General features: G+C 51.2%; 21 protein-coding genes. 15 read left to right on the forward strand and 6 right to left on the reverse strand.

What is annotated here, in order from left to right; translation table 11 throughout:
* Positions 1 to 163: 163 nt before the first annotated feature.
* The 7 genes from ccsA to D6024_RS09505 all read left to right on the forward strand — a co-directional run bounded on the left by ccsA (position 164) and on the right by D6024_RS09505 (position 9,957).
* A complete protein-coding gene (ccsA, locus tag D6024_RS09475) occupies positions 164 to 877 on the forward strand; it encodes a cytochrome c biogenesis protein CcsA (protein WP_121354370.1) in 714 nt (237 codons plus the stop codon).
* Positions 874 to 1,092 (forward strand): CcmD family protein, encoded by a 219-nt coding sequence (locus D6024_RS09480; protein WP_121354371.1) that lies wholly within the window; start codon positions 874 to 876, stop codon positions 1,090 to 1,092. Before ccsA ends, D6024_RS09480 begins: the two co-directional genes overlap by 4 nt.
* A gap of 10 nt (positions 1,093 to 1,102) precedes the next feature.
* Positions 1,103 to 2,524 (forward strand): Glu/Leu/Phe/Val family dehydrogenase, encoded by a 1,422-nt coding sequence (locus D6024_RS09485; RefSeq protein WP_121354372.1) that lies wholly within the window; start codon positions 1,103 to 1,105, stop codon positions 2,522 to 2,524.
* 240 nt (positions 2,525 to 2,764) lie between these two features.
* Complete coding sequence (locus D6024_RS09490; protein ID WP_121354373.1) at positions 2,765 to 4,318, forward strand: hypothetical protein; 1,554 nt, start codon at positions 2,765 to 2,767, stop codon at positions 4,316 to 4,318.
* Positions 4,315 to 5,499, forward strand: coding sequence for a toll/interleukin-1 receptor domain-containing protein (locus D6024_RS09495; protein ID WP_121354374.1), 1,185 nt, complete (start codon positions 4,315 to 4,317; stop codon positions 5,497 to 5,499). Before D6024_RS09490 ends, D6024_RS09495 begins: the two co-directional genes overlap by 4 nt.
* A 175-nt stretch (positions 5,500 to 5,674) precedes the next feature.
* Positions 5,675 to 8,632, forward strand: coding sequence for a SusC/RagA family TonB-linked outer membrane protein (locus tag D6024_RS09500; protein WP_121354375.1), 2,958 nt, complete (start codon positions 5,675 to 5,677; stop codon positions 8,630 to 8,632).
* A 17-nt stretch (positions 8,633 to 8,649) separates the two neighbouring features.
* On the forward strand, positions 8,650 to 9,957 hold the full coding sequence (locus tag D6024_RS09505; protein ID WP_121354376.1) for a RagB/SusD family nutrient uptake outer membrane protein: 1,308 nt from the start codon (positions 8,650 to 8,652) through the stop codon (positions 9,955 to 9,957).
* 177 nt (positions 9,958 to 10,134) lie between these two features.
* Here the strand turns inward: D6024_RS09505 and D6024_RS09510 are convergent, their stop codons facing one another.
* Positions 10,135 to 10,449 (reverse strand): hypothetical protein, encoded by a 315-nt coding sequence (locus D6024_RS09510; RefSeq protein ID WP_121354377.1) that lies wholly within the window; start codon positions 10,447 to 10,449, stop codon positions 10,135 to 10,137.
* 465 nt (positions 10,450 to 10,914) lie between these two features.
* On the opposite strand from D6024_RS09510, the gene D6024_RS09520 reads away from it, so the two are divergent.
* Both D6024_RS09520 and mdh read left to right on the forward strand, forming a co-directional pair.
* Complete coding sequence (locus tag D6024_RS09520; RefSeq protein ID WP_162944661.1) at positions 10,915 to 11,187, forward strand: hypothetical protein; 273 nt, start codon at positions 10,915 to 10,917, stop codon at positions 11,185 to 11,187.
* Between the two features lie 153 nt (positions 11,188 to 11,340).
* Complete coding sequence (mdh, locus tag D6024_RS09525) at positions 11,341 to 12,270, forward strand: malate dehydrogenase (protein WP_121354782.1); 930 nt, start codon at positions 11,341 to 11,343, stop codon at positions 12,268 to 12,270.
* A gap of 50 nt (positions 12,271 to 12,320) precedes the next feature.
* Here the strand turns inward: mdh and D6024_RS09530 are convergent, their stop codons facing one another.
* Entirely contained in the window at positions 12,321 to 14,900 is a 2,580-nt protein-coding gene (locus D6024_RS09530) for a S8 family peptidase (RefSeq protein WP_162944663.1), read from the reverse strand.
* 141 nt (positions 14,901 to 15,041) lie between these two features.
* On the opposite strand from D6024_RS09530, the gene D6024_RS09535 reads away from it, so the two are divergent.
* The 3 genes from D6024_RS09535 to D6024_RS09545 all read left to right on the forward strand — a co-directional run bounded on the left by D6024_RS09535 (position 15,042) and on the right by D6024_RS09545 (position 17,815).
* Complete coding sequence (locus D6024_RS09535; RefSeq protein WP_121354381.1) at positions 15,042 to 15,869, forward strand: M57 family metalloprotease; 828 nt, start codon at positions 15,042 to 15,044, stop codon at positions 15,867 to 15,869.
* 79 nt (positions 15,870 to 15,948) lie between these two features.
* Positions 15,949 to 16,770 carry a M57 family metalloprotease gene (locus D6024_RS09540; protein WP_121354382.1) on the forward strand — a complete coding sequence of 274 codons (822 nt, stop codon included), beginning with the start codon at positions 15,949 to 15,951 and terminating at the stop codon, positions 16,768 to 16,770.
* 235 nt (positions 16,771 to 17,005) lie between these two features.
* The gene (locus D6024_RS09545; RefSeq protein ID WP_121354383.1) at positions 17,006 to 17,815 is read left to right on the forward strand and encodes a M57 family metalloprotease; all 810 of its coding nucleotides are present in this window, start codon (positions 17,006 to 17,008) and stop codon (positions 17,813 to 17,815) included.
* A gap of 99 nt (positions 17,816 to 17,914) precedes the next feature.
* Here the strand turns inward: D6024_RS09545 and D6024_RS09550 are convergent, their stop codons facing one another.
* Together D6024_RS09550 and D6024_RS09560 are read right to left on the reverse strand one after the other, a co-directional pair.
* Positions 17,915 to 19,318: a S8 family peptidase gene (locus D6024_RS09550; RefSeq protein WP_121354384.1), complete on the reverse strand. Its 1,404-nt coding sequence runs from the start codon at positions 19,316 to 19,318 to the stop codon at positions 17,915 to 17,917.
* A 276-nt stretch (positions 19,319 to 19,594) separates the two neighbouring features.
* On the reverse strand, positions 19,595 to 20,548 hold the full coding sequence (locus tag D6024_RS09560) for a class I SAM-dependent methyltransferase (RefSeq protein ID WP_240409994.1): 954 nt from the start codon (positions 20,546 to 20,548) through the stop codon (positions 19,595 to 19,597).
* A gap of 139 nt (positions 20,549 to 20,687) precedes the next feature.
* Here D6024_RS09560 and D6024_RS09565 point away from each other — a divergent pair, with 139 nt between their 5' ends.
* From D6024_RS09565 to D6024_RS09575, 3 genes are all read left to right on the forward strand, one after another.
* The gene (locus D6024_RS09565) at positions 20,688 to 22,052 is read left to right on the forward strand and encodes an exonuclease domain-containing protein (RefSeq protein WP_121354386.1); all 1,365 of its coding nucleotides are present in this window, start codon (positions 20,688 to 20,690) and stop codon (positions 22,050 to 22,052) included.
* A gap of 161 nt (positions 22,053 to 22,213) precedes the next feature.
* Positions 22,214 to 23,134, forward strand: coding sequence for a hypothetical protein (locus D6024_RS09570; RefSeq protein WP_162944665.1), 921 nt, complete (start codon positions 22,214 to 22,216; stop codon positions 23,132 to 23,134).
* Between the two features lie 224 nt (positions 23,135 to 23,358).
* Positions 23,359 to 24,111 (forward strand): DUF2625 domain-containing protein, encoded by a 753-nt coding sequence (locus tag D6024_RS09575; RefSeq protein ID WP_205573257.1) that lies wholly within the window; start codon positions 23,359 to 23,361, stop codon positions 24,109 to 24,111.
* Between the two features lie 142 nt (positions 24,112 to 24,253).
* On the opposite strand, the gene D6024_RS09580 is transcribed toward D6024_RS09575, so the two are convergent.
* Together D6024_RS09580 and D6024_RS09585 are read right to left on the reverse strand one after the other, a co-directional pair.
* Positions 24,254 to 24,688, reverse strand: a complete 435-nt coding sequence (locus D6024_RS09580) for an acyl-CoA thioesterase (RefSeq protein ID WP_121354388.1) — start codon at positions 24,686 to 24,688, stop codon at positions 24,254 to 24,256.
* Positions 24,685 to 25,881, reverse strand: coding sequence for an MDR family MFS transporter (locus D6024_RS09585; protein WP_121354389.1), 1,197 nt, complete (start codon positions 25,879 to 25,881; stop codon positions 24,685 to 24,687). The genes D6024_RS09580 and D6024_RS09585 overlap by 4 nt, the downstream gene beginning before the upstream one ends.
* Between the last annotated feature and the right edge of the window lie 57 nt (positions 25,882 to 25,938).

Consider the following 25,938-nt stretch of genomic DNA (forward strand, 5'->3'; position numbering starts at 1 on the left):
AGAAAAACACTGCTGTGACCCGTCATCCGCCATCCGGCAAAACCATTGCGATGCGAAAGCCAAATGATTGAAAAGCGTCGCTTTATTTTCTCCTTTCCAAACTATGCTTTCCCTTATTTTTGCTCCCGAATTAAACGATTGCAGCGAACTAAACACCCGATGAATGAAGAAAAGGTGGTGGAAAATACTGTGCATCTTCCTACTTGTTTACACGGTACTTGCAGGATTCAATGTGTTCAATCTGGACATTTTCGCCGTACCCCGTAAAGACATTATCCAGGAGTCGATCCGTAACCTGTACTTCCATGTGTGCATGTGGTTCAGCATGATGATCCTCTTCACCATTTCGGTGGTGCATGCCGTGCGGTTCCTGCGCACCAACAATCTCCGTTACGACATTCTCTCGCGGCAGTACGCCGGCGTCGGCATCCTGTTTGGCATCCTCGGTTACAGCACCGGTATCATCTGGGCTTCATTTACCTGGGCCGATCCCAACAACTCGTCGTTTTCGTCGTTTGGCTCTATTGCCAAAGACCCGAAGCTGATTGGTGCCGCCATTGCCCTCCTGATTTATTTCGCCTACCTCGTGTTGCGTGATTCGATCAACGACCTGGACAAGCGGGCCCGCATCGGGGCCGTGTACAATATTTTTGCCTTTGCTTTTTTGTTTCCTTCCATCTGGATCGTTCCCCGCCTGCTGGACAGCTTGCACCCCGGCGGCCAGGGCAACCCGGCCCTGAATCCCACCGATGTGGATGCGCGGATGCGCCTGGTGTTTTACCCGGCCGTGATCGGCTGGACCCTGCTGGGTGTTTGGATCGTCAGCATCAAAGTGCGGCTGCAATTGATCAAAGAAAAAACGGTTATCGTATCATGATAAAAAAAGCTTTGCTGGCAGGTCTTCCACTCTTCTTGTCGATGGTGCTCCGGGCACAGGACAGAACGGTGGAGATGGCAGACAACATGCGGCGCAACGGGAAAATCTACGTCGTGGTGGCAGTTGTGCTCACCATTCTTGCTGGGCTCTTTCTCTACCTGTTCCGGCTCGACAAAAAAATCTCGAACCTTGAAAAAAATCAATCATCATTTTAAATAAACCAGTATGTCGGCTACAAATGGCTATAGTTTTTTTGGCGCGGTTGAGAAGAGTTTCGACAAGGCGGCCAATTTCACCAAGTGGGACCCGGGTATCCTTGAGCAAATCAAAGCCTGTAATTCTATCTACTCCATGCGCTTTCCGGTTCGCATGGACGACGGTCGCATCGAAGTGATCGAAGCCTACCGGGTGCAGCATTCGCACCATAAAACTCCCTGTAAAGGCGGGATCCGTTTTGCCGCGGAAGTGAACCAGGATGAAGTGATGGCGCTGGCCTCGCTGATGACGTACAAATGTGCCATCGTGAATGTGCCTTTTGGCGGTGGTAAAGGCGGCATTAAGATCAATCCCAAAAAATATTCGGTTTACGAACTGGAAAAAATCACCCGCCGTTATACAGCGGAGCTGGTGAAGAAAAATTTTATCGGTCCCGGCACTGACGTTCCCGCTCCCGATTACGGAACCGGCGAACGCGAAATGGCGTGGATCGTGGATACCTATATGGGACTTCGTCCCGGCGAGATCGATGCACTGGGTTGCGTAACGGGTAAACCTGTCACGCAGGGTGGAGTTCGCGGCCGCAGGGAAGCCACCGGCCTTGGGATTTTTTATGGTGTTCGCGAAGTGTGCAACATGCCGGAGATCATGGACCGTGTGGGTCTACCCATCGGTATCGCCGGCAAAAAAGTGATTGTACAGGGACTGGGAAACGTGGGTTACCATGCCGCCAAATTCTTCCAGCAGGCCGGTGCAAAAATCATTGCCCTGGCCGAATACGAAGGCGCTATCCGCAACGACGATGGCCTGGACGTGGATGCCGTGTTTGAACACCGCAAAACATCCGGCTCGATCCTGAATTTTGCCGGCGCCCAAAACTTTGCGAAGAACCTGGACGCGCTGGAATACGACTGCGATATTTTGATCCCGGCGGCACTGGAAAACGTGATCAACGGCGAGAATGCTCCCCGTGTCAAAGCAAAGATCATTGGCGAAGGCGCCAACGGTCCGCTAACGCCGGAAGCCGATGAAGTGTTTGTGAAAAAAGGAACGATCGTGATCCCCGATATGTACCTGAACGCCGGTGGCGTAACGGTTTCTTATTTCGAATGGTTGAAGAACCTGAGCCACGTTCGCTATGGCCGGATGGAAAAGCGCTTTACGGAGAACATGAATGCGCACATCATCAGCCAGATCGAAGAACTGACAGGCAAGCAGGTGAGCGAACGCGAACACCAGTTTATTGTGCATGGCCCCGAAGAAGTGGACCTGGTGCACAGCGGCCTGGAAGAGACCATGATCACGGCCACCCGCGAGATTATCGACGAGTGGAAGCGCAACCCCCAGATCCCCGACATGCGGACGGCTGCTTACGTGGTGGCCATCAACAAGGTGGGCACGTCGTATGCCGAACTGGGCATCTTCCCATAGCAGAAAGTTGTAAAAAGCATTTTCAACCCCGCATCAAAGCGGGGTTTTTTGTTGCATGGCTCTGCAGCGAAAAGTCACTAACGGAACCGGGCCGCCGCGAATAAAATCGGGTCATTACTAAAGCCAGATCCATGCTCCCGGTGGCGTCCTTTGCTTGGCGATTCGGGAAATTGTTGCTATCTTTTCTCTACTGCGCTGACAATTTGCTACCCGCCTTTTTTTGACGTAAACCGGTTCGCCATGACCCGTCCTGCTTTGCTGCCGCTTGCTGCTTTGCTGTTGTCCGTCGGTTCGGTATGGGGACAAAACAAACCGTCGAACGTTCCCCTCAACAGGCAGGTACTCCGACAGCCGGAGGTTTCCGTTTACAATCGTTCGCAGGTTTTGTTTACCGGCCAGGTGTTTGACCAATCCACAAAAGCCGTTGTGGTTAGGGCTGCGGTCAGAGTGGTTGACCTGGATAGCAACCGGCATTCACTTTCACTGGCGACAAATGCCGACGGTGTCTACCGTTTTTCTCCCAGCCAGCTTCACAATTTTCGTATCGACATTACCCAACAGGGGTATGAAGCCTATTCGTCGCAAGTCTATAATTCCACCGCATTGCTCCGCAACCGGCAGTACATCCTGCCGGCGATATACCTGGTGCCCCCAAAGGCGCCGGAACAGTCACCCGGTCGCACCGATCAGCCACCGACAGACAACAGGAAGCCACCTGCAAACAGACCGCAAACGGATACAACGCCCAGCCCCAAAGAAGTTTACCTGCAACAAAAATTGCTGAACGACTATCATGTGTTGCCCAGCCCAAGCGCCTATGCGCTCTATTATGCCCTGAACCCAGGGTTGAAAGACATGACCCAGGTGCCGGCCGGTTATATCATCCGGCGGCCGCAAACACCCGCTTTTACAACGGAAATGCGGCGGGATTTTTCGCAGCAGTTCAAAGACGACTCGCAGAACGATGAAGGGGCGCAAAGCTCGCTGTCTGATTCCATCAGGGTCTTTACCGATACCTACCAGCGCACCTTCGACGCGGCCAGGATTGCTTACCACGAGGTGAATCCAGACTCAGTGCGCCAGCTTTTCTCCGTGATCCGCAACGACCTGCAGAACTACACGAACCGCGTTGGCGACACCCGGCGGATCAAGGCAATGCAAATGGCAGCGGCGGTCGGCGTTTGCACGCAAACGATTCGCGAGGTTATGGTAAAAGCGGTCATCGAACGGGAAGAATACGACAGGCTGGCGGCGCTGGGAAGTTACCTGGCTAACCTGGTGAACTCAAACAGCCTGCTAGATTTTTTTCGCAACCTGCTGGAGGGTGTTTCGCTGGCAAGGCCATTGGCAACACAACAGGCTTTTTTCTTTGCAGCCTTCCGGAAGGATGTACCCGCCGAAAAGGAAAAAGGGACAACAAGAGATGCCCTGTTGAACGACACCCGGGCCTTTACCGTATCGGTGCACCTACAGTTGACGGATGGTTCCGTGGTTTCGGATGGCGCTACTATTACCGAGCGGTACGCGGTGATTTTTTATCCGCCTAAATTAAAAGCCATCAAAGGCCTGCATATTCCCTGCAAGCCCAAAGCCACCTTCGGCAATGTGAACCTTTTTGAAGGCCGCTTCGAGCACATGGTGATCGATACGCGTACCGGTAAGGAGATGCAAATCGTTCCGGCCGAGGAAAACACGTTTGATACAAAGCCCGCTTTTGCAAAGCCGGCCAGGGCTTTACTCATAGGGGATGTGAACTTTACCGAAATCCAGATACTGGTAAAAGCAAAAGAATGAAACGCCTCTTGCGATACCGTGTTTTCGTTATTACAGGATTGTTCCTGTTGCTGGGCATCGGCGCTTCCCTGCTTGCTAAAGCGGAAGAATTGAAGCTTTCGTTCCTCCTGCTGGCACCCTTGCTGGCGCTTGCTGTCAGTGCCCTGCTTTTGTTCCTGATGAAATCGGGAAAGGGGAAAAAGCTCAGTTCTTCCCTACGGCTGGTGGCGCTGGTCAACTTTGTCGCAATGGTTGCAACGCTTGTTTTTTACCTGAACCTGTTTAACCACACCACGTTCCGATTTGTGCACGGCGATGGCAGCATCACCCTGCATGTCAAGGGAAACAAAGCCTGCTATTCGGAAGCCGCACTGCAGTGCAAAAAAGAAAATCCCGGGATATCCGACGAAGAGTTGATCAGCCTTTGCTTCACCAACCCGATGTATAAGAACTGGGCCTGGTCGGAGGACTGCATCAAGAAAAATCAGCTTTGGCTCGTCGGTGGCTACTGCCTTGTGGTGCTTTTGCTCGGTTCATTTTTTTCGTTCATCGGCGAATATTTTGCCTGGAAGGCCAACCGCGTCAACGCCCTGTTCGAGGACGATCTTTTCGAAAGCGACGAGATCTCCGTCTTTATTTCTTACAGTCACGAAGACAAAAAGACGGCCGATGCGCTGAAAGTACTGCTGGAAAAAGAAAAGATCAGGGTTATTCTCGACTCGGGGGCCATGGTTGCCGGCGGAGATATCAGTGGCTTTGTGTACCAGTCGATCCTCCAATCGGACGTAACCCTGGCAATCGTTTCCCGGGCCAGCCTTCTATCGAGTTGGGTGGCGCTGGAAACGGTCAGCACGTTTTTCCTGCAAAAATTCTCGAAGAACAAGCGCTTTATTGCCTGTTCGCTCGACAACGACGTCTTTCAGCCGGCATTCATCTCCCAAGCTGTGCACACGATCGATGCAAAGCTGGCGGAGATCAATGCACGCATCGGGCGGCAGGACGAGCTGAAGGTCGATACCCGTAACCTGAATGACGAAAAGAGCCGGTTGCTGTTGCTGCGCAGCCACCTCGATGAGATTGTGTACCGCCTCCAAAACTGCCTGCGTGTGGACATCAGCGACGGGAAACTGGCAGAAAACTTTCCCTTCCTTTTGAAAAGCATCTGTGATTCAGCGACACAGGAAGTTTCGGAACTGGCCTGAGGGTTTCTACCTGCGGTAGGGAAACCGCCAGCGAAAAGCAACATTTGTCTCAAGCCGGCTGTCTTTTTTTCAACCTGTTCAACACCCGACCGCCGTATGCGGTTGATTCCCCGCTACCGTTGCAAAGCGCCTCCCGGCCCGGAAAGCAATTTTCATTCAAGAAAACCAATCCTTTATGCGAAAGAAAATTGATCTGATGGCCATGGTGCTGTTGCTGTTGCTTCCTTTTGGCGCAATGGCACAAGTGGTGGTATCGGGCACGGTAACCGATGCGGCCAATGCACCCCTGACCGGCGTAAGTGTCCGCTTGCGCAACTCGCCGGCAGCTGCCGTTACCGATGCCGCCGGACGGTTCAGCCTTTCGGTTCCGAGTGCCTCCGGGACGTTGGAGTTTACCTACGTGGGCTTTGCCACGCAAACCGTTGCACTCAGTCCCGGTGTAACCACCTATACGGTCAAACTGCAGGAAGCCGAGGGCCGCCTGAACGAAGTCGTGATCACCGGTTTGGCCAGTTCCGTCAAGCGAAGCAACTTGGGAAATGCCGTGGCTTCGGTTTCGGCCAAAGAGCTGACCGGAACCACTGTGCAACCCACCATGGATGCGGCCCTTTACGGGAAATTCACCGGCTCCAATATCTCGGCCAATTCGGGTGCGCCGGGTGGTGGCATTTCCCTAAAGCTGCGGGGCATTACCTCGCTGGTGGCCAACTCCCAACCCCTTTTTATTGTGGACGGGGTGTATTATGACAATTCCAGCATCAATGCCGGCCTGAATTCCGTGTCGAAAGCGGCCGGGCAGGGCAGCACCAATTTTCAGGACAATCCTTCAAACCGCATTGCCGACCTGGATCCCGACGACATTGACCGCATCGAGATCCTGAAAGGGGCTTCGGCTGCGGCGATCTACGGATCAAGGGCCGCTGCCGGCGTGGTCCTCATTACCACAAAACGGGGCCGGACGGGAAAACCCCGCATTGAACTGGCGCAGTCCATCGGCGCCCAGTGGCAACTGAAAAAGCTGGGGCAACGCGATTGGACGGAAGAGAAGGTGAATGCCTCTATCGGTCCCAATGCGGTGCCGCTTTTCCGGGCGGCCAACGGAAAGGTCTATAACTACGAAGAAGAGCTGTACGGCAACACAGGCACCATGAGCAATACGCGGATCAGTGTGAGCGGGGGGAACGAAAATACCAAGTATTATACGGGCTTTACCTACAAAAGCGACGAGGGGATCGTAAAACGGACAGGGTATCGAAAATCTTCCTTCCGGCTGAACCTTGACCAGAAGATCACCAGTTTCATCGACGGAAGCTTCAATGCCAATTATGTTTCCTCCAGGGCCGACAGAGGCTATTTCAACAACGACAACACCAGTACGACCCTTGGGGTGTCATTTGTTTCCACACCGTCGTTCATCAATCTTTATCCCGATGCCAACGGCAACTATCCCGACAACCCGTTGGCCCCTTCCAATTTTTTACAAACAAGAGACCTGGTGACCAATCGCGAAAATGTTGACCGTATCCTTTTGGGGGGAACGGCCACCGTCCGCATCCTGAACGGATCAAAGCACAACCTGCGGTTCATCGCCAGGGGCGGATTGGATCAGTACACGCTGAACACCATAGCGCTTTTCCCCCGCGAACTGCAATTTGAGAAAAACGGCAACGGTACCAACGGCGCTTCCATCAATGGCACCACCATCAGCAAAGGAAAAAACCTCTCTGCCTTTTTGGTGGACAATGTGGACGTCAGCAAGCTGAATTTCAGAACGCAGGTGGGCCTGACAGCAGAAGACCTTGACCAGAATAATGTGGTAAACACAGCTACACAGATGATCGGTTCGCAAAGCAATGTCAACCAGGCCGGATCCATAAAGGCCGACCAGGCGGTTTTAAAGCAAAATGACCGTGGCTTTTTTGTGCAGGAAGAGGTGAATTACCAGGACAAACTGATTGCCACCCTGGGTTTGCGTGGCGACAAGTCGTCCCGAAATGGCAATGCCAACAAACTGTACTACTATCCCAAAGCGTCGCTTGCACTGAATGTACATCGCTTTTTCTCCCTGAACACCGGGGCCTTCAGCCAGTTGAAACTGCGGTCGGCCTATGGCCAGTCCGGAAACTTTGCCCCGTTTGGCGCCATTTACCTTTCGCTTCCGCCAGTGATCTTTAACAATACCGCCGGTTCGGTGGTAGACCTTACCCGGGGCAACCCGGCGTTGGAGCCGGAGCGCCAGAAAGAATGGGAGCTGGGGCTGGATGCTGGTTTCTTCAACGACAGGGCAAGTCTTGAATTCACCTACTACAACAAAACCGTGGAAGATCTTTTGCTCAAAGTCGTGGTACCGCTGTCATCCGGCTATACCGATGCCTGGCGCAACGTGGCGGCCATCGAAAACAAGGGCGTGGAAATAGCGCTGAACGCCACACCGGTGGTTTCGAGAGATCTGCATTGGAACTTTACGGCGAACTTCTGGAAAAACACCGCCAAAGTGACCCGGCTCGATGTTCCGGCGTTCAACACCGGCGCCTTTGGGGCAACACTTGGCACCTACCGGGTTGAATTAGGAAAGAGCCCCACGCAGATCGTGGGTATAGGCACAGCCGACGATAAGATTGACCCGGTAACCAAATTGGCGGTCTATGGCAATGGCGAACCGGATTTCAACCTCTCCTCTTACAACGATGTTTTCTACAAAAGTTTTGAGCTGAGTTTTTTGGTGCACTGGAAAAAAGGCGGGAACAACATCAACCTTACCACCCTGCTTTCGGATATTTTTGGAACCTCACCCGATTACGACAAAAAAAGCCTGGACCCCAGCGGGCAAAAAACCAACGGGGAATACCGCCTGGCGGCACTGGGCTCAACGGCCAGGCCCTGGGTGGAAGATGCTACGTATTTCCGTCTGCGGGAGATCGGCCTTTCGTACCGGCTGCCCAAATCGCTGTTCCGCAATGCGGCCGATGTAAGGGTTGGCGTTTCCGGCCGAAACCTGATCAATGTGTTCAAGTACAACAGCTACGATCCGGAAGTGTCCAATTTTGGTTCCAACGCCATTTCGAGCAATGTGGAAGTGACGCCATTCCCCTCGGCTAAAAGTGTACACTTTACCGTAAACCTTACTTTCTAACCCATAAAAATGATTGTATGAAAAAAAGAATCGGTCAGTTTGCGCCTGGGGTTCTCTTTGTCGTGCTCTTGTTTTCGGCTTGCAAGGTCGATCCTATTCCTGATCCCAATAACCCCGGCGTGAGCTTTGTTTCTTCCAATGCCACCTTGAGCGATATTCAGAACCTGGTGGACGGCTCGGAAGCCGCCATGCGCCTCACGTTGAACTTTTATTACGACGATGTAAATGTGATCGGCCGGGAATATTACCGGTTTTCGACCTCGGATCCGCGGTTTACTTCCGATCTTTTGGGGAAGGCCAATGCGGTGCTGGACAACAACACGTTTTATATCACCAACCCTTACGGGGCACGGTACCGTGTGATTCGTAATTTGTATATCCTCATTGATGCATTGAGCAACACCAAAGCGACAGTCACCGATGCCCAGAAAAAAGCCGGTATCGCCTATGGCAAATCCGTTCAGGCCTATCAACTGTTGCTGGTTTACAACCTGCTTTACAATAACGGGATCCGGGTGGATGTCAAGGATCCGGACAAGCCCGGGCCTTTTCTCAGCCGCCAGGAATCCATAGACGCCATCATGAATTTGCTGAACGAAGCCAACACGGATTTGAAGGGCAACAACGTGAGCTTTCCATTCAGCACAACGCTTTGGTCGAACAATGCAGCAGAGTTCGCTAAGTTCAACAGGGCCCTCGCGGCAAGAGTGGCGGTTTACCGCCAGGACTGGAACGGCGCCAACACCGCTTTGGCGGAATCTTTTCTGAATTTGAACGGTGATCTGAATACAGGCGTTTATCACCAGTTTTCTACAGCCGGTGGCGACGAGTTGAATCCGCTGTACTTTCCACCCAACTCCTCCGGTGAAGCCAGGCTGGCGCAGCCTGCGTTTGTAACAGAGGCCTCGCCGAATGACAAAAGGGTCAGCGCAAAGGTTTTAAAGCGGGCGGCTACCGGATCGCAGGATGGTTTACGAAGCGACTATGACTTTTTCCTGTACAAAACCAACACCGATCCCATTCCGATTATTCGCAACGAGGAACTGATTCTCTTGTATGCGGAAGTAAAGGCCCAGACCAGCCAGCCGGGTGAAGCCGTGAAGGCGATTAACCGAATCCGCAATGCGGCCGGCATCGGCGATTACACAGGGGCCCAAACAACCGATGCGCTGATTACCGAGATCCTGCGCCAGCGCCGTTATTCGCTTTTTGGCGAGGGCCACCGCTGGATCGACCTGCGTCGTTACAACCGGTTAAGCGAATTACCGATCGACCGGCCCAACGACGACGTCTGGCTGCAGTTTCCGCGGCCGGCGAATGAATAGGAGGGTAGTTTGATATTGAGATATTAGATATTGGGATATTGGATATTGGTGTTCGATACGTGGCAAGCGGTCTTTTAGAAGAAGAGTGTACTTTATGTGTCTTCCTTTACGATTGTACCTGTACAAAAAAAGCCGCTTTGAAATCTGCCCAATATCCAATATGCCAATATTGCACACTCAAAAGTTCCAGTCCTCGTCCTCTTCTTCATCGAACTGCTCGTATTGTTCTTCCAGTGTGGCGTCAAAGGTTTCGTAGCTAAACTCCTGCCCCCATTTTGCAGCGGCGTAAACAAACGCAAAATTCAGGTCGTACAGGTCGTCCTGTGTCAGCCAGTCTTCGTCGGTCGCCAGCAGGATCCAGTCGTAAAAAAAACTGCCCTTGCGGTCGTAGCGCAACGATGTCAATGTATCTTTTGGAATGACAAAGCGCTGCAATTCAGTCCCCTGCCATTCGATTGTGTCGTCTGTGATCGTCCAGTTTCCAAATTGCATACGAATAGAATTGAGCCGGAAAGGTAAAGACAAAGTTTACACCAAACCGGCCTGGCGGAGGGAGTATTTCTGGCGGCTGCCGGCTGCGGAATCGGGAATATGGCACAGACGGCCGCACAAGATCTTCCGGTGGCCGTCTGTGCAAATTTGCTGGGGAAAGCAGGTTTTTTCATTCGAAAAAAGGGGGTGTCCAGGCCAAAAAATCCGGCGAAGAATTTATCAACAGCCGGAGAAATCGTTTTTCAGGACAATATCTGGAAGATGACGCCGTTTAAAAACGGGCTAAAAACGGTAGAAATCGCTTGAATCAGGACGGCGCCGTGCGAAGCAGGCTGCACAAAAAATCGTGCAGATTTTGCGGTAAAAAGATTATCCACAAAATGCGATTTAACATTGTTCAAAGCGGATTTTGGCCGATTATTGCCCCCGGAATTCAGGTTTCATTTTTATCGCAATTTTCCAGCAATGAGTATCCATTTTTCAAAGATTATAAAAGCCGGTGACCGGAATCGTGAGTTTAATTTCAATCGTACGAACCGCGCCAATGTTCAATACAATGTGAATGTGCCCGACGAGCGAGGCAACCGCATTTTTTTCACCATGTACCAGGAAGCGGGGGTGTGGAAAATTGCGCCGGATATTTTGCCTGCGTGGATCACGGCCATTGAAGAGGAACTGGGCCGCGCCATCGACGAAGAAAACAAGGCCGAGGTAGAACGGGAAAGCCGTCTGCGGTAAGCAGAGAACTGATTGTGCAAAGGCAAACCATTCAATGGTTTGCCTTTTTTTATTCCGGTTTTATTCCAGGTAAGAAAGAAAAGGTGGAACACTTTTCCTTTCCTACATTTGCTGCGCAAAATATTTTCTTACACCATAAACGATTTCCGAAAGATGAAAGTTACTGTTGTAGGTGCTGGTGCCGTTGGTGCAACCACAGCCGATAATATTGCCCGTGCAGCCTTGTGCGAAGAGTTGGTGTTGCTCGATATTAAAGAAGGGCTGGCCGAAGGAAAATCCATCGACATGATGCAAACCGCAGCCTTGCTGGGTTTTGACACAAAGATCGTTGGCGCCACGAACGACTATGCAAAAACAAAAGGTTCCGACGTGGTTGTCATCACGTCTGGTTTGCCCCGCAAACCGGGAATGACCAGGGAAGAGCTGATTGGCACCAATGCCAACATTGTTCGGGGTGTAACACAAAATATTTTGGAGCATTCTCCCAATGCCACCATCATCGTGGTAAGCAACCCGATGGACACCATGACCTACCTGACGATGACCACCAGCGGCGTGGCCAAAAACAAGATCATCGGCATGGGCGGTATTCTCGACAGCTCCCGTTTTAAATATTACCTGAGCCAGGCGCTGAACTGTTCTCCGGCTGATCTGAATGCGGTGGTGATTGGCGGTCATGGCGATACGACCATGATCCCGCTGATCCGCTATGCAACCTGGAACAGTGTTCCGGTAACAGAATTCCTGAGTGCCGAACAACAGCAAAAAGTTGTTGCCGATACCATGGTGGGTGGCGCAACGCTGACAAAGCTGATTGGCACGTCGGCCTGGTATGCTCCGGGTGCGGCCGTTGCTGCGCTGGTCAGAAGTATTGTACGTGACGAAAAGAAATTGTTCTCCTGCTGCGTGTCGCTGAGCGGCGAGTACGGGCAAAATGATATTTGCCTGGGCGTGCCCGTGGTCATTGGCAAGAACGGCTGGGAAAAGATCGTCGATTACAAATTGAACGGCGATGAGCAGGCGCTCTTCAACAAGTCTGCCGATGCGGTTCGCAACATGAACGACGTGTTGAAAACCTTGTAAACAGAACCGAATTGAAAATGAAAAAGGCGAACCCCGGTTCGCCTTTTTTGTTAGAAGATGATTTGCTTGTGAATTCGTTCGGTACCGTTTTTATCGATAATCCGAATGAGATACAAACCCTTTGAAAACGGCACGGCTGAAAAATTCGTGACTGTTTCGGTCAGTTCCTGGCGATATACCTGCCGGCCCGTGATATCAAAAAACAACAACGTGTAGCGGCCCACTTCCTGCACGATGACATTGAAGGCGCTTCCCTGTGCCACGGGGTTGGGATAAAAAACAACCGGCACCGTCTCGCTTACGGCAAACACGGTTTCGATACTGCTGTAAATCGCGACACCGTTTTCCAGTTGAATTTTCAGGCGGTAGCGGTTCTCGCCTGCATGCAGGCTGCCGTCGAAAAAACTGAGCGTCGTGAGAGAAGGTTGGTCAATTGTTTGGAGCGGGACGAAAGCAGTACCATTCCATTTTTCCAAAAGTACAGTAGCCACTTTGTAAACGCTGCCCAGTTGCGCTGTAAACGTTGCGCTGGAAAGAGTTTGCGTTTGCACATAAAAGCTGCGCAAATAACAGGCAACACCCTGCGAATTGTAGTTGAGCGTATTGCTGCGAAGTCCTTCCCTGTTGCCAATCAGCGGCGCGACGCTGTAAAAAAGGGAAGGCTGCAACGCTTTCTGTAACACGGCGGCTGTATCCGGGAAAAGGCCAACCGCCTCCAGGTATTTTTCGCCCAGCCGGTACAAACGGTATTGTTTTACCGGGAGGGCATTCCAGTATAACAGGAATGAGTCGACACAAGTAAAACCCGTTTGCAGGTGCGGCTGCGGGTTGATGGTAAACGTGTCGGATAGAAACACACCGGTGCTATTGGTTAACCGCAGTTGGGCAAGGGTAACGGTATCGGGTACTGTCCACTTCAGCACTTTTTTTGAGAGATCACTCACCTCGCCGGCCAGCCGCCAAATGCCATCGGCCGCAGCAAAGTCGACTCGGGCACTTCCGCTGCTGTTGGTCTGCCAGCGAAGGACCTGCGTACGGCCGGCCATAAGGTGATCGGTGGCAGTGGGGAAAGTCCAGTAAAACGTGTTCAGGGTATCCATTTCGTAGGCAACGGCAAATGCCTGCCTGGCCGACTGCAGCCGGCGGCCCTGCACATCGATGGTGTATGGACCGGGTGCCGGGTGATCGATCGAGATTTGCTCCACGTTGTTCAGTGTATCCACTTTCCGTTCTGCCGGTGCCTGCAATGAGTCGATGTTGGCTACAGATCGCAAAACCCAGGGTAGCCAGCTTTCGCCGCTTGCTGATCGCAGGCGAAGATCGAGGTCGTTGACAAGGGCTTTGGATGCATTCGGTGCTGCCGGTAAGTCGGTCCACACCAATGTCAGTTTGAGGCGGGTAACATTGGCGGGAACGGTTACCGTGAGCGATCTGATTTCATTTTGTGCAAGGCTGTCTTCCCAGATCCTGCCGGCCTGGCAATCCTGCAAGGCTTTGAATGCGTTTAAACTTCCATAGCCGGAGGCATAATCAATCCCTGCCGGTCCAACATCATCGGCACCGTTCAGCAGCAAGGCTTTGGTGGTAGCCGCTGCCGGTAGCTTTCCGGCATGCAATCGCTTGTACATGTCCTGCACCAGGACGGCTGCACCCGAGGTGAGGGCTGCTGCCCCCGAGCTGCCGTCTTCACCGTACGCCACCAACTCCGGCTTAACCCGTCCGTCGTAAGCCGGTCCCTTGGAGGAAAGAAGCAAAAGCTGGTTGGCGGAGTCAACACCGCTGACGGTAATGATGTTTTTCGCCTGCTTGAAGTCGCCGGTAAGGTTGGCCGTATTGGCAATGCCTGCATAAGGACCCGATGCATTGGTAACATTACCCGAATTGCCGGCCGAAAAGACATGCAGCAGCGTCGGGTTGTCCGCGACGGTTTTGTCGTAGGCCACAGCTTCGTTGCCATAAAAATTTTCAACGGCCGTGCCATACGAATGGTTCTGCACACTGATGTTGTAGCGGCGAACTAAAGAATCAGGGTCGGGAAACAGGTTGGCGAAGTCTGCCGATGTGACCAAAGCCGCCGGTGCAGCACCAATGGCATAGGGAGAGGTATTGGCGGCACCGGCAATGATGGTAGCCATTAAACTGGCATGCGTAGTGGGATTGGCGTTTTCCAGGCCTGTTCGAAATACGCGGCCTTTCAGGTCGATGTCGGTTGTGTCGAAAAGCCGTTCTTTCACCGAAACATGAATTGAATCGCCACGAATGATCGGAAAACGGGCTTGTGCATACGTAATCTGGTTGAGGGTGGGATCGGATGTACCGGTATTCACTTCTTCCTTTGGCGGATGGGTGCGGTTGATAAAGAGCACTTGCTCGTTTCGTGCCAGGCTATCAAGAGATCGTACGGGCAGCCGCATCAACAGGAAGGAGTGGGAAGGAGTGGCCAGGATACGGAACGGGCCACTCGGAAGCGGCTTTTTTACCGAAACCGAAACATCAATACTGTCGGTGCGGGAACGGGCTGCGGCCAGTTGCTGCAGGCCCGGCGAAAGTTTGGTAAGGGCCGGTTCGCGAACCTGTCCAAAAGCAGGGAGCACAACCGCTGAAAGCAGCGCCGGAAGCAGGTTTTTCATCATAGGGCAAATTAGGGAAAAGCTGTTGTACCCACTTGTAAGGATTAACCCCTATTTTTTAATATTTATTTAACTTATTCAAATTTTCTTTTAAATTGACAACCTGAAACGTTTTCACACTAACCAAAAAAAACACATTGAATGAAAAAACTGATCAGACCCTTTGCGGCCGTTTGCGCTGCGGTAATTCTCCTGGCTTCCTGTAAAAAAGATGCAAAAGATGTCGTAAAAGACACGGTTTCCGTCGAGGCACTTTCGCAGATCCAGCATCTTGGTTTTAGTACAGATGGCGTACAAAAGGCCAGTGGCGGCTACCTGGTGGAAGGTGACATCTTTCTGAGCGATGCTCAACTCAGCACGTCTCCCACTTCACCCAACATGGTGATTGCAAACGAGGAGCATTACCACACGTTCAACATGGTGAATGTCTCCAACCACCCCACGATCAAAATCGCCCTGAACAACAGTTCTGCTCAGCACGATGCAGCATTTTCGGCTGCATTGGACGAAGCCATCAGTCGCTACAACAATGAAAACCTGACGGTCAAATTTCAGCGTGTTACGACCGGCGCCGACATTACGGTGGTGGCGTTTTACGAGGTGAGCAACACACTTGGGTCTTCCGGTTTCCCCAACAGTGCCGGCGATCCTTACAACCAGGTAAAAATGAATACCTACTGGTACAGCACCGGAACCGACGCTACCAACGTCAACTACATTGGTACCATTATGGCGCACGAAGTGGGCCATTGCATCGGCTTCCGTCACACCGATTACATGAACCGTGCGTATAGCTGCGGTGGCAGAAAACAAAACGAAGGACAATCCAACACCGGTGTAGGCGCTGTGTATATTCCTGGTACACCTACCGGTGGCGATCCGAATTCATGGATGCTTGCCTGCGTGGGTAGCAACGTGAACCGGCCTTTCAATGCCAACGATAAAATAGCACTCTCTTACGTCTATTAATTTTTAAAGCCGCCTCAAAAGGCGGCTTTTTCTTTTCCCCGAATCCTCTTATTCCGGTTTCACCCAAAACCATAAATACATGAAGAAAGTTTTAAAGCCCGTTCTGCTCGCATCAAGCCTTGCACTGCTGTTTACAGCCTGTAAAAAAGATGCAAAAGACATGAAGGTCGACGACATATCGCCGGCAGTTCGTTCACAAATTCAAAGTCTTGGCTTCAGCACCAATGATGTCAGGAAAGTCGATGACGGTTACCTGGTGGAAGGCGATATCGTTTTAACGCAAAATGATCTTGCCTATGCCTCCAGTTCTCCCGAAATTGTCTATGCCAACGAAGAGCATTACCGTACCAACAATCTTGTAAAGGTTAGCTCATATCCGACGATCAAAGTTGCCCTGAACAATAGTTCATCGCAGCACCAGGCCGTGTTTTCCGCAGCACTGGACGAAGCCATTCGCCGTTACAATGCCGAAAGCCTGACCATTAAGTTTCAACGGGTATCAAGTAGTGCAAACACCACGGTGGTGGCGTTTTACGAGGTGAGCAATACCCTTGGTTCTTCCGGTTTTCCAACCAGTTCAGGTGCACCGTATAGCCAGGTGAAGATGAACACCTATTGGTACAGCACCAGTACCAGCAGTACCAATGTCAATTATATTGCGACCATCATGGCGCATGAACTCGGCCATTGCATTGGCTTCCGTCATACCGACTACATGAACCGTGCATATAGCTGCGGCGGTTCGGCTGTGAACGAAGGCTCGGCCGGTGTAGGCGCCGTGTACATTCCTGGCACACCTTCCGGCCCGAGTGCCAACTCCTGGATGCTGGCCTGCGTGGGCAGCAATCAAAACAGGCCGTTTACCAGTGCAGACAGAACTGCCCTGAACTATCTTTATTGAACTTTCATCAACGTTTCAGACAAACTATCCCGCTAAAAAGCGGGATAGTTTGTTTTATGAAAGCGGGCTGGAAGTGCATTGCCGGCTTTGGATTTCAAATACATCTACCCTTCAAAGGGCGGCCAATCAGGGCGTGCATTGACAGGGAATAATATTTCCTGTCAGCGTGATAGAATTTGTTAATGATTTGTAAATTGGATTGTCAACCCTTTTTGATTAAACAATTAACACGCTCATGAAACACATTCTATCCCCGCTGATGATTGCAGGTATCGCGGTCCTTGGTTTTAGTTCCTGTAAGAAAGATACAAAAGACATTGTGCAGGATGAGGTTACACAGGAAACTTTGAGTAAGATCGGTAGTATGGGCTTCTACAACAAGAACGTTCAGAAAGTAGAAGAAGGTTACCTCGTTGAAGGCGACATTGTTTTGACGGCAAGCGATTTAAATTCCACTCCTGTGGTCTATGGCATGCGGGTTGGAACCACGGAGCAGTACCGGACCAATAACCTCGTAAACGCCGGTGGCGGACGAGTGATTACGGTTGCCCTGTCGAGCAAACTCCCATCTTCGTATGGCGCTGCGCTGGATGAAATGGTGAGGCGGTACAATGCCGAAAAACTGACCATTAGCTTTCAACGCGTTTCGGGCAGTGCCAATATCACGTTTGTGCAAGGGCATGGCAGCTACCTGGCTTCCTCCGGCTTTCCCACGTCAGGCGGCGACCCGTATAGCCAGGTCAAAGTAAACTCGCAATACATCGGCAGCGGAAACGGCAGCAATACCTTCATCAATTACCTGGCGACCATTTTTGCCCACGAAGTCGGGCACTGTATCGGCTTCCGTCATACCGATTACATGGACAGGAGCTATAGCTGCGGTGGTGCATACGCCAATGAAGGAACGTCTTCCGTCGGTGCAGTATGGATTGCCAATACACCAAAGACAGCCGAACCCAACTCGTTCATGCTGGCCTGTATCAGCTCGGGACAAAACCGTCCATTTGATAATTACGACAAGATCGCGCTGGCCGCTATGTATTAAACGGCTTCCCCTTCCCATAAAAAAAGACCGCAATTGCTGCGGTCTTTTTCGTGAAGAGAAACGAAAAAGGTGAACAACCTTGCTTTACCGGGTTTATCTCTATTTGGATAAAGCTCCAAAGGCGTCGAGCCGGCCGCCGGTGACCGTTTTGCCGCTGAGCGAAGCAGTGGGTACCGCACTGGCCAAAATCGCGTTCTTGATGGTTGCCGCGCTGGCGCCGGGATGTGCGGACGCGTACAACGCACAGGCGCCGGTGACATGCGGTGTGGCCATGGAAGTGCCGCTGTAATTGCTGTACGTATTGTAGGCCGTGGTGGAAATAATCCCCGAACCGGGTGCGCCCAGGTCCACCGTCGTCGCACCATAATTGGAAAAACTTGCCCTGGCCCCGTTGGACGTGATGGCGGCAACCGCAATCACGTTGGACAGGTTGTAATTGGAGGGGTAATTAGCCACCGCATCATTGTTGTCGCCAACACCGTCGCTGCCACCATTGCCGGCGGCGGCAACAAACAGGATATTGGCATTATTTGCACGGCTGATGGCATCGTAGAGTGCCTGCGAATAACCGCCGCCGCCCCAGGAATTATTCGATGCCACGATGTTCAGGCCGTGCCGGGTTTTGAGGTTGGTCAGGTAATCAACAGCTTTCACGGCATTGGAGGTGGTCCCACCGAATACACCCAAAAATTTTGCAGAGATCAGGGTTACGTTCCAGTTGACACCGACCACACCTGCGCTATTACCGCCCTTGCCGGCAATGGTGCCCGATACGTGTGTGCCATGGTCGTCACGGTTACCGCTGGTGCCGCCGTCGTAAATCGTATTGTTGTTGCCGGCAAAGTCCCAGCCATGAATGTCATCGACATAGCCATTGCCGTCATTGTCCCTGCCATCAGCCGGATCGAAGGGGTTGGTCCAAACCTGGCCGCTGAGATCGGGGTGGGTAAACTGGATGCCTTCGTCAATGATGCCAACATAAACGGAAGCGGAACCGGTATAGCCGGCGGACCAGGCGGCCGCCGCATTGCTGCCATACTGGTTGGCCGGTGTCGTGCCGGGCCCGTACATCCCCCATAACTGCCCGCTGCTATAATAGGTGTCATTGGCAGTAGCGCCGAAGGTGTAGATCCAGTTTGGTTCGGCATAGACCACATCCTTGTTGCCTTTCATTTTAGCCACGGCGTCCCTCGGGTCCATCGCGGTGCTGATGACAAAAAAACCTTCTTCATCGCCGGCCGTTTTCATGGCATCCGTGGTAATGTTTTCTTTAATAGTACCACCGATTTTTGCCAGGGCATCACTGCGTCCGCTGACAGAAGTTCTCGATTTGAATTTCACCAGCAACTCATTGGGAACATATTGCTGGTCTGTTTGTGGCCGGGTCAATTGGTCGGTCAGGTCTGGCGCCGCCTCGGCAGAAGACGGAGCGGTTTGGATTTCCTTGACGCAACTGCTGAAGAACAGGGTGGTGATGACGCCGAGAGTCGCTAATTTTTTCATGTGTGTAAGTTTTTTTATTTGAAAAAGTGGCGTGGGTAAATCGGACGTGGTTCAAACACCGATACTGGTTCGGTTCTTTAAATATAAAAAATATTTATACGTTATGCTACAGGCCAGGTGTTACAAACCAGTACCAGCAGGCGATGCCATTAAATGCCTGACCAGGCTGCGAAAGCGGGGAAGGAAAGGTGATGGGCAGCAGGAAGTTGCCCCGATCAGGGAACGCCGAAGGTTGGGTAAAGGCAATCCAGGCAAGCGGACTTTTTGTCCGGTGATTCAGATCTTTTGAATCCGGAAGCACTGCCGCTTCAACTTGCCGGTAAAGTCGAAGGGCGTGGTGGCCTTGGTGATGTCTTTTATGGAAGAAGACAGAATGCCCTTTTCATCCAGTTGAAACTTTGTGTAATTGGTGCTGAAAAAAAGCTGACCGCCGGTTGTCAGCGCCGTCAGGCAATCGTTGATGAGCGATACATGATCACGCTGGATATCCAGTACACCTGCCATGCGCTTGCTGTTGCTGAAGGTTGGCGGGTCCATGACAATCAGGTCGAAACGGCCGGCCGGTAAGTCCTTTATGTACTGCAGAACATCGGCATGCACCACCCGGTGCGCTGCGGTGCCGGGAAAATTCAGTTGCATGTTTCGTTCGGCCCATGAAAGGTAAGTTTTGGACAGGTCAACCGACACCACTTCCGAAGCACCGCCGGCCATGCCGTATACGGAGAACGAACCGGTGTAACAAAAAAGGTTGAGCAGGCGCTTGTCTCTCGCTTCATCCCGCACCATCTGCCGGGTCAGGCGGTGGTCGAGAAAAAGCCCGGTATCGAGGTAGTCACTCAGGTTGACGATAAATTTCAGCCCGCCTTCTTCCACGACGAATTCATTTTTTTCGGCGGCAATCTTTTCGTACTGGCTTTCGCGGTGATCTTTCCGTTGTCGGAGCTTTATAAAAATGGCATCCTTTGCAATGCCCGTTACGCTGCTCATGACGAGCAGGCATTCGTCCATCCACCGTTCGTGTTCTTCGTCCGAAAAGCCATGCCGGCGCTGGTACTCCGACACATAAAGCCGCCCGTCGTAGTTTTCAATTATGAAAGGGAATTCGGGCAGGTCGTGGTCGTAAACGCGGTAGCAGGAAATGCCTTGGCGCCTCGCCTGTTTGCTGAGATGGCGGAACACTTTTTCCAGCCGGTTACGGAACATTAAATATTTGTCAAAGGATTGCTGCATTGCTAAATTTATTAGAACTTCGACAACCCCAAACGGGAGTTCACAAGTTCGCGTGTTCAGGAGTTCGCAAGTTAATGCAAGCTGATGGGAACACTCAACTCGTGAACTTGTGAACCTGTAAACTTGTGAACTTTTCCGGATGTACGCGATCGTAGACATTGAAACAACGGGTGGCTATGCCTCGGCCAACGGGATCATTGAAATCTCCATCCAGGTATTTGATGGCGAGAAGGTGATTGAAACGTTTGAAAGTCTTGTCAACCCCGGCCAGACCATTCCCCGCTATATCCAGGCCTTTACCGGCATTACCAACGAAATGGTGGTGGATGCTCCTGCCTTTGAGGAAATCGCGGAGAAGGTGTTTACGATCCTGCAGGGGAACATTTTTGTTGCCCACAATGTCAACTTCGATTACTCGTTTGTCAAAAGCAACCTGGATTATTACGGCTATACCTTCACCGCCAAAAAGCTTTGCACGGTCCGGCTCTCGCGGCAGATCTTTCCGGGCTTTCCTTCTTACAGCTTAGGCAATCTTTGCCAGTCATTGGACATCCGGATCGAGAACCGGCACCGGGCCGGCGGCGACGCCGAAGCCACGGTCGTACTGTTCAAAATGCTGCTCGAGAACGATGCAAAAGGCGCCATTGAAACAAGCCTCAACCGCAACTCGAAAGAAGCGATCCTTCCGCCGAATGTGCCCAAAGCACATTTCGAGGCCCTTCCTACCACTCCTGGCATTTACTATTTCCACGACCAGAAAGGAAAGGTGATTTACGTGGGCAAGGCCAAGAACATTCGCCAGCGGGTGAACTCGCATTTCTGCAATAATTCCGATGGCCGGCAAAAGCAGAATTTTGTGCGCAATATGCACGGCATTTCGTTTCAGCAAACGGCAACGGAACTGATGGCCGCCATCCTGGAAAGCACGGAGATCAAGCGCCTGTGGCCCGAATTCAATGTGTCGCAGAAAAAACCCGAGGAGGTCTTCGGCATTTTTGTGTACGAAGACCAGAACGGGTACATGCGGCTGGCGATCGAAAAGAAGCGGAAGAATTCTGCACCCATTTACACCTTTCATTACAAGGTGGACGGCCATGGCGTGATGCGCAAACTGCTAAAGGAGTTTTCGCTTTGTCCCAAGCTTTGTTTTTTGCAAACCAGTACCGACCAGTGTGTGGGCATTGCTGAAGAGTACTGCCATGGTGCCTGCGAAAAAAAAGAAGCGCCGGCCGCCTACAACGAACGGGTGCTTCAGGCCATTGCGTCGCTGACCATGCGACCTTCGTACGTGGTGCTGGACAAAGGCCTGACGGATGACGAGGTTTCCTGCATCATGGTGGTGCAGGGCAATTTTTTTGGGATGGGCTACCTGCCAAAAAACTTTGAGACCATCACGCAAAAAGCGATTGAAGAATACATCACGCCGTATAAAGACAACAGCACCATCCGCATGCTGCTAAGCACCTTTGTCAACACCAACCCGGAACGAGTGAAAATGCTGTGAGGTTTCGAAGCGGCTTGATTCAGAGGGTTTCCTACACTGTTTACCGTCGGTTTTTAACGATGCCTGGAAGAAGAGGTTATTGTATTGCAACTGATGCAGGTGGTTCAATTCACATCGAAATATTTGGTAATTTTCAGTGACAAAGCTTTGTTCTTTAACACATGTCTAAGGAGCAAAATAAACCACGCACATCTTCTGCCGGTAGGGAATATAAAAAAACATCTGCCCCTTCCCCTTTTGTTCCTCGGGTGGCTGAGGCCAAACTCCAAAAGTCGGCACCTGTATTTGCGTCAAACGCAAACGCCCCTAAAGTTTCGGAAGTTCATCAGCCGATACACGTGCATCACGAAAAGAGATGGATGGATTATTTTTTTGAATTTCTGATGGTTTTTCTTGCCGTGATCCTGGGGTTTCTATTTGAAAATCTTCGGGAGCATTCCGTTGAACAGCGAAGAGCAAAAGAATATGCGCAGTCACTTTATAATGATTTAAAGAAGGATGTAGAAGCAGTAAAGGAACTGCTTGATCTTAAAAACTGGCGAAGCAAAAAACTTGATAGCTTAATGACGGTAACAAGCGCCTCCGAAATTGAAACACACGTGCCGGAAGCTTATTATTTAAGCTGTGTTTTAGTGATCCCAGATCGTGCATTCAGGCCTTCAGACATCACTGTTCAACAACTTCGCAATTCAGGAAGCCTGCGGTATTTCAGTCTGCCGTTGATCAATCGTATTACACAGTATTACAATAATTGTAATGCGTATGCAGAGATTGAAAACGAATTCCGGCAACTGTCCCCTCCATATTCTTTGTCCGCAAAAATATTTGATGCAGATATGCTTGCATCACTGTTTAGCAAAGCGGCACCGGCTGATTTAAAAAAAGTGATCCAGCGACCCGACTCAACCTTGCAATTCAAACTGCTTCCTTCGTACAAAGAAACACTGAATGAATACAGGCTGTATGTAGGCAAGCAAAAACGCGGCAATGATGGTATGGTGAAGCTTTTACTGCCACAGATGGTAGAAAAACCACAAAGAGAGCTTATGGAAGAACTGCAAAAGGAGTATCCTGTCCAATGATCAAATCAAATTTCCACGTCACGTTATCCACTTTCTTTAAGTTGGAGGCTCTGGTTGAAAATAACGGACAATTTGCCTGCAACATCCGCTTGGAAACCCAGGTTGACGACTATGACTTCAACAACATATCTTAATGAACTGCAACAACAGGAGAGTGAAGCAAGGCAATATTGATTCCCTACCTTCACAAAGTTGTTAACTGTTACAAACTATCTTAGACCTTTATGCGAAAAGTTCTAACTGCTTTTGCCTTTTCCTTTTTTACATTGGCAACGTTTTCTCAAAATAAAATGCGACCGCTTGACCAGTTAATTAATAAAACAGATCCTGGTTGGACACTGGTTCAGGAGTGGATTCGCAATGCAAAGAATAACGTGGAAGTGCTTCCCTGCGACACGGCAAAAGCAAAAGATGCCTTGTATAAAACGCAAGTGACCACACGGTCACCTATGGGGGCCATCATCTATTCTACCGGCGGCTTGCTTATTGACGGTGGCTGGATTCGCGTTTTGGGTTCGGGAAGCCGAAAACTCAATCGGACACTCCCCGAATGGAACAAAGGCAAATCTTTCAAAGAATTTGGCAAGCAACCATCATTTCTTTTAGTAGCGGACGATGCTGCCGGCGGTTTCTTTGCCATTAATGGCGGCGCCTTTGGAAGTGATGCCGGCAAGGTTTATTATTTGTCACCAGACACCATTGAGTGGGAGCCGCTTGATTTGACCTATTCGGCGTTCCTGAACTTCTGTTTTAATGGAGACCTAGCCGACTTTTACAAGGAGCTTCGGTGGAACGACTGGAAAACGGAAGTGGCAAATCTGAACGGCAACATGGTTTATAACTTCTTTCCGTTCTTATGGACAAAAGAAGGGAAAGACATCAACAAGGTTTCCAGAAAACCCATTCCAGTGGAAGAGCAGTTTAGCTTTACGCTTGACATGCGTAAGCAACTTGGGTTGACGAAAAACGGCCTGTAAAATGGTATTCGTGCAACGGTGGCTGCCGTGCACAAATCACGTCCAACAAAAACTTCCTGCACATTCAGGAGGTTTATAACTCCAAAAACAACTCGCACAAAGCGGCTACTTGCTACTCACTTCTCCCTGCTCGCTATCCTGCCTACTGCCATTCAAATCCCTCCGCCTTCGGCATTTCTTCAAACACCTCGTGTACTTTCTCCGGCGGCGACATCAGCTTGCGCTGCACCAAATTCATCCAGGCTCCGTCGACAGTCAGCTCGGCGCAAAGCACGTTGTCGTTTTTCAGGATCTGGTGGCGGATGCTCCAGCGGGAAAAGTCCTTCCGTGCTTTCGTCACCTGCAGGTTGATCGTTACTTCATCGCCGCTCTTGATCTCTCTTCGGAAAATGCATTCTTCCCGGAAGAGGATCGGGCCGAATTTCAACTGCATCATCACGTCGGCCGTCAGGCCATGTTCATTTAAAAATTCCACGCGACAATAAGCACCCCAATCGTAATAAACCGAATGACGCAAATGAAAATTCGGATCTAAGTCCGACCAACGGATCTGGATAATTCTGCTGAACTCTTTCATGCCAAACTTCTTTTCAAAAAATAAAAACCAACGGCTGCAAATGTGCAGAGAAAAAAATCAACCACCCACAGGATGGAAAAGCCAAGCCAGGCCGCCAGTTGTGTTGCCAGCGTTGGCGCCAGCACGGTGGCCGCTGCAAACGACATGGTGTAGAGTGCCGCATACTGCCCGCGGTTGCTTTCGGTGCTGCGCTTGACCCAAAAATTGTTCAGGAAGGGAAAAAGAAACATTTCACCAAAGGTGACGATGATCATGCTGGCCACGGCAATCGTTGTCGTTTTTCCCGCACCCAGGGCCAGGAAGGCGGCCCCCATCAACAGCGAACCGGTCATAATGTACAACAGCGAAGAGCGGCGGTTTTCCAGCTTGTACACCAGCACCATTTCGATTGCTGCAATCAGCAGACCATTCATCGCTAAAATCCACCCGATCGTGGCTTCGTTCAGGTTTAATTCCGTTTTGTAGTAGGCCGGCAATACGCTGAATAACTGGAAAAAAACAAGACCCACTAAAAACAGGTAAAACATGCCCTGTAAAAACGGTTTGTCTTTGTAGGCTGTTGTCGTCGACTCGTTCTTCCGGGACTTTGCTTTTTCCGGTTTCGGTTGTTTGGAAGGGGAGAGGCCTGCAAACAACAGGAAGGAAGCCGCCATGCAGGTTAATCCGTCGGCCCAGAAAAGGTAGCTGTAACTGATGCTGGCCAGCACGCCGCCTACGGCAGGACCGATCGACCAGCCAAGATTAATCGCCAGCCGGTTCAGGGAGTAGCAGCGAATGCGGTTGCTGTCGTTGCTGTAAGCGGCAATCGCCGCCGCGTTGGCCGGACGAAACGCTTCGCCCAGGGAGCTTAGCAGAAAAATGCAAAGCGCATATTGCCACAGCGAATGCATTTGCCCCAGCACGATAAAGAAAATGCCGTTGATAAAAAGGCTGAAGAACTGGATGTAAAACGAACCGAAACGGTCTGTTAAACGGCCGCCTAGGTAGCCGCCCACAATCGATCCGAGGCCAAAAGCACCCATCACGTAGCCGGCCTCCCGCAGCGAGTAACCTTCGTGGGTGAGGTAAACGGTGAGAAAGGGGATGACCATGGTGCCGCTACGGTTGACAAACATCACCAGCGCCAGCCACCACGCCGGCCGCGGGATGCCTGTGTAAGCGTTTTTGTAAAGTTGTACCGGGGCCTGAAGCATGGCCGAAATTAAAGGATGCTTTACAACCGAACCGCCTATTTTTGCTGCCTTAATCAG

The sequence above is a fragment of the Flavisolibacter nicotianae genome (assembly GCF_003628535.1).
In the GTDB taxonomy this organism is placed as follows: Bacteria; Bacteroidota; Bacteroidia; order Chitinophagales; family Chitinophagaceae; genus Flavisolibacter; species Flavisolibacter nicotianae.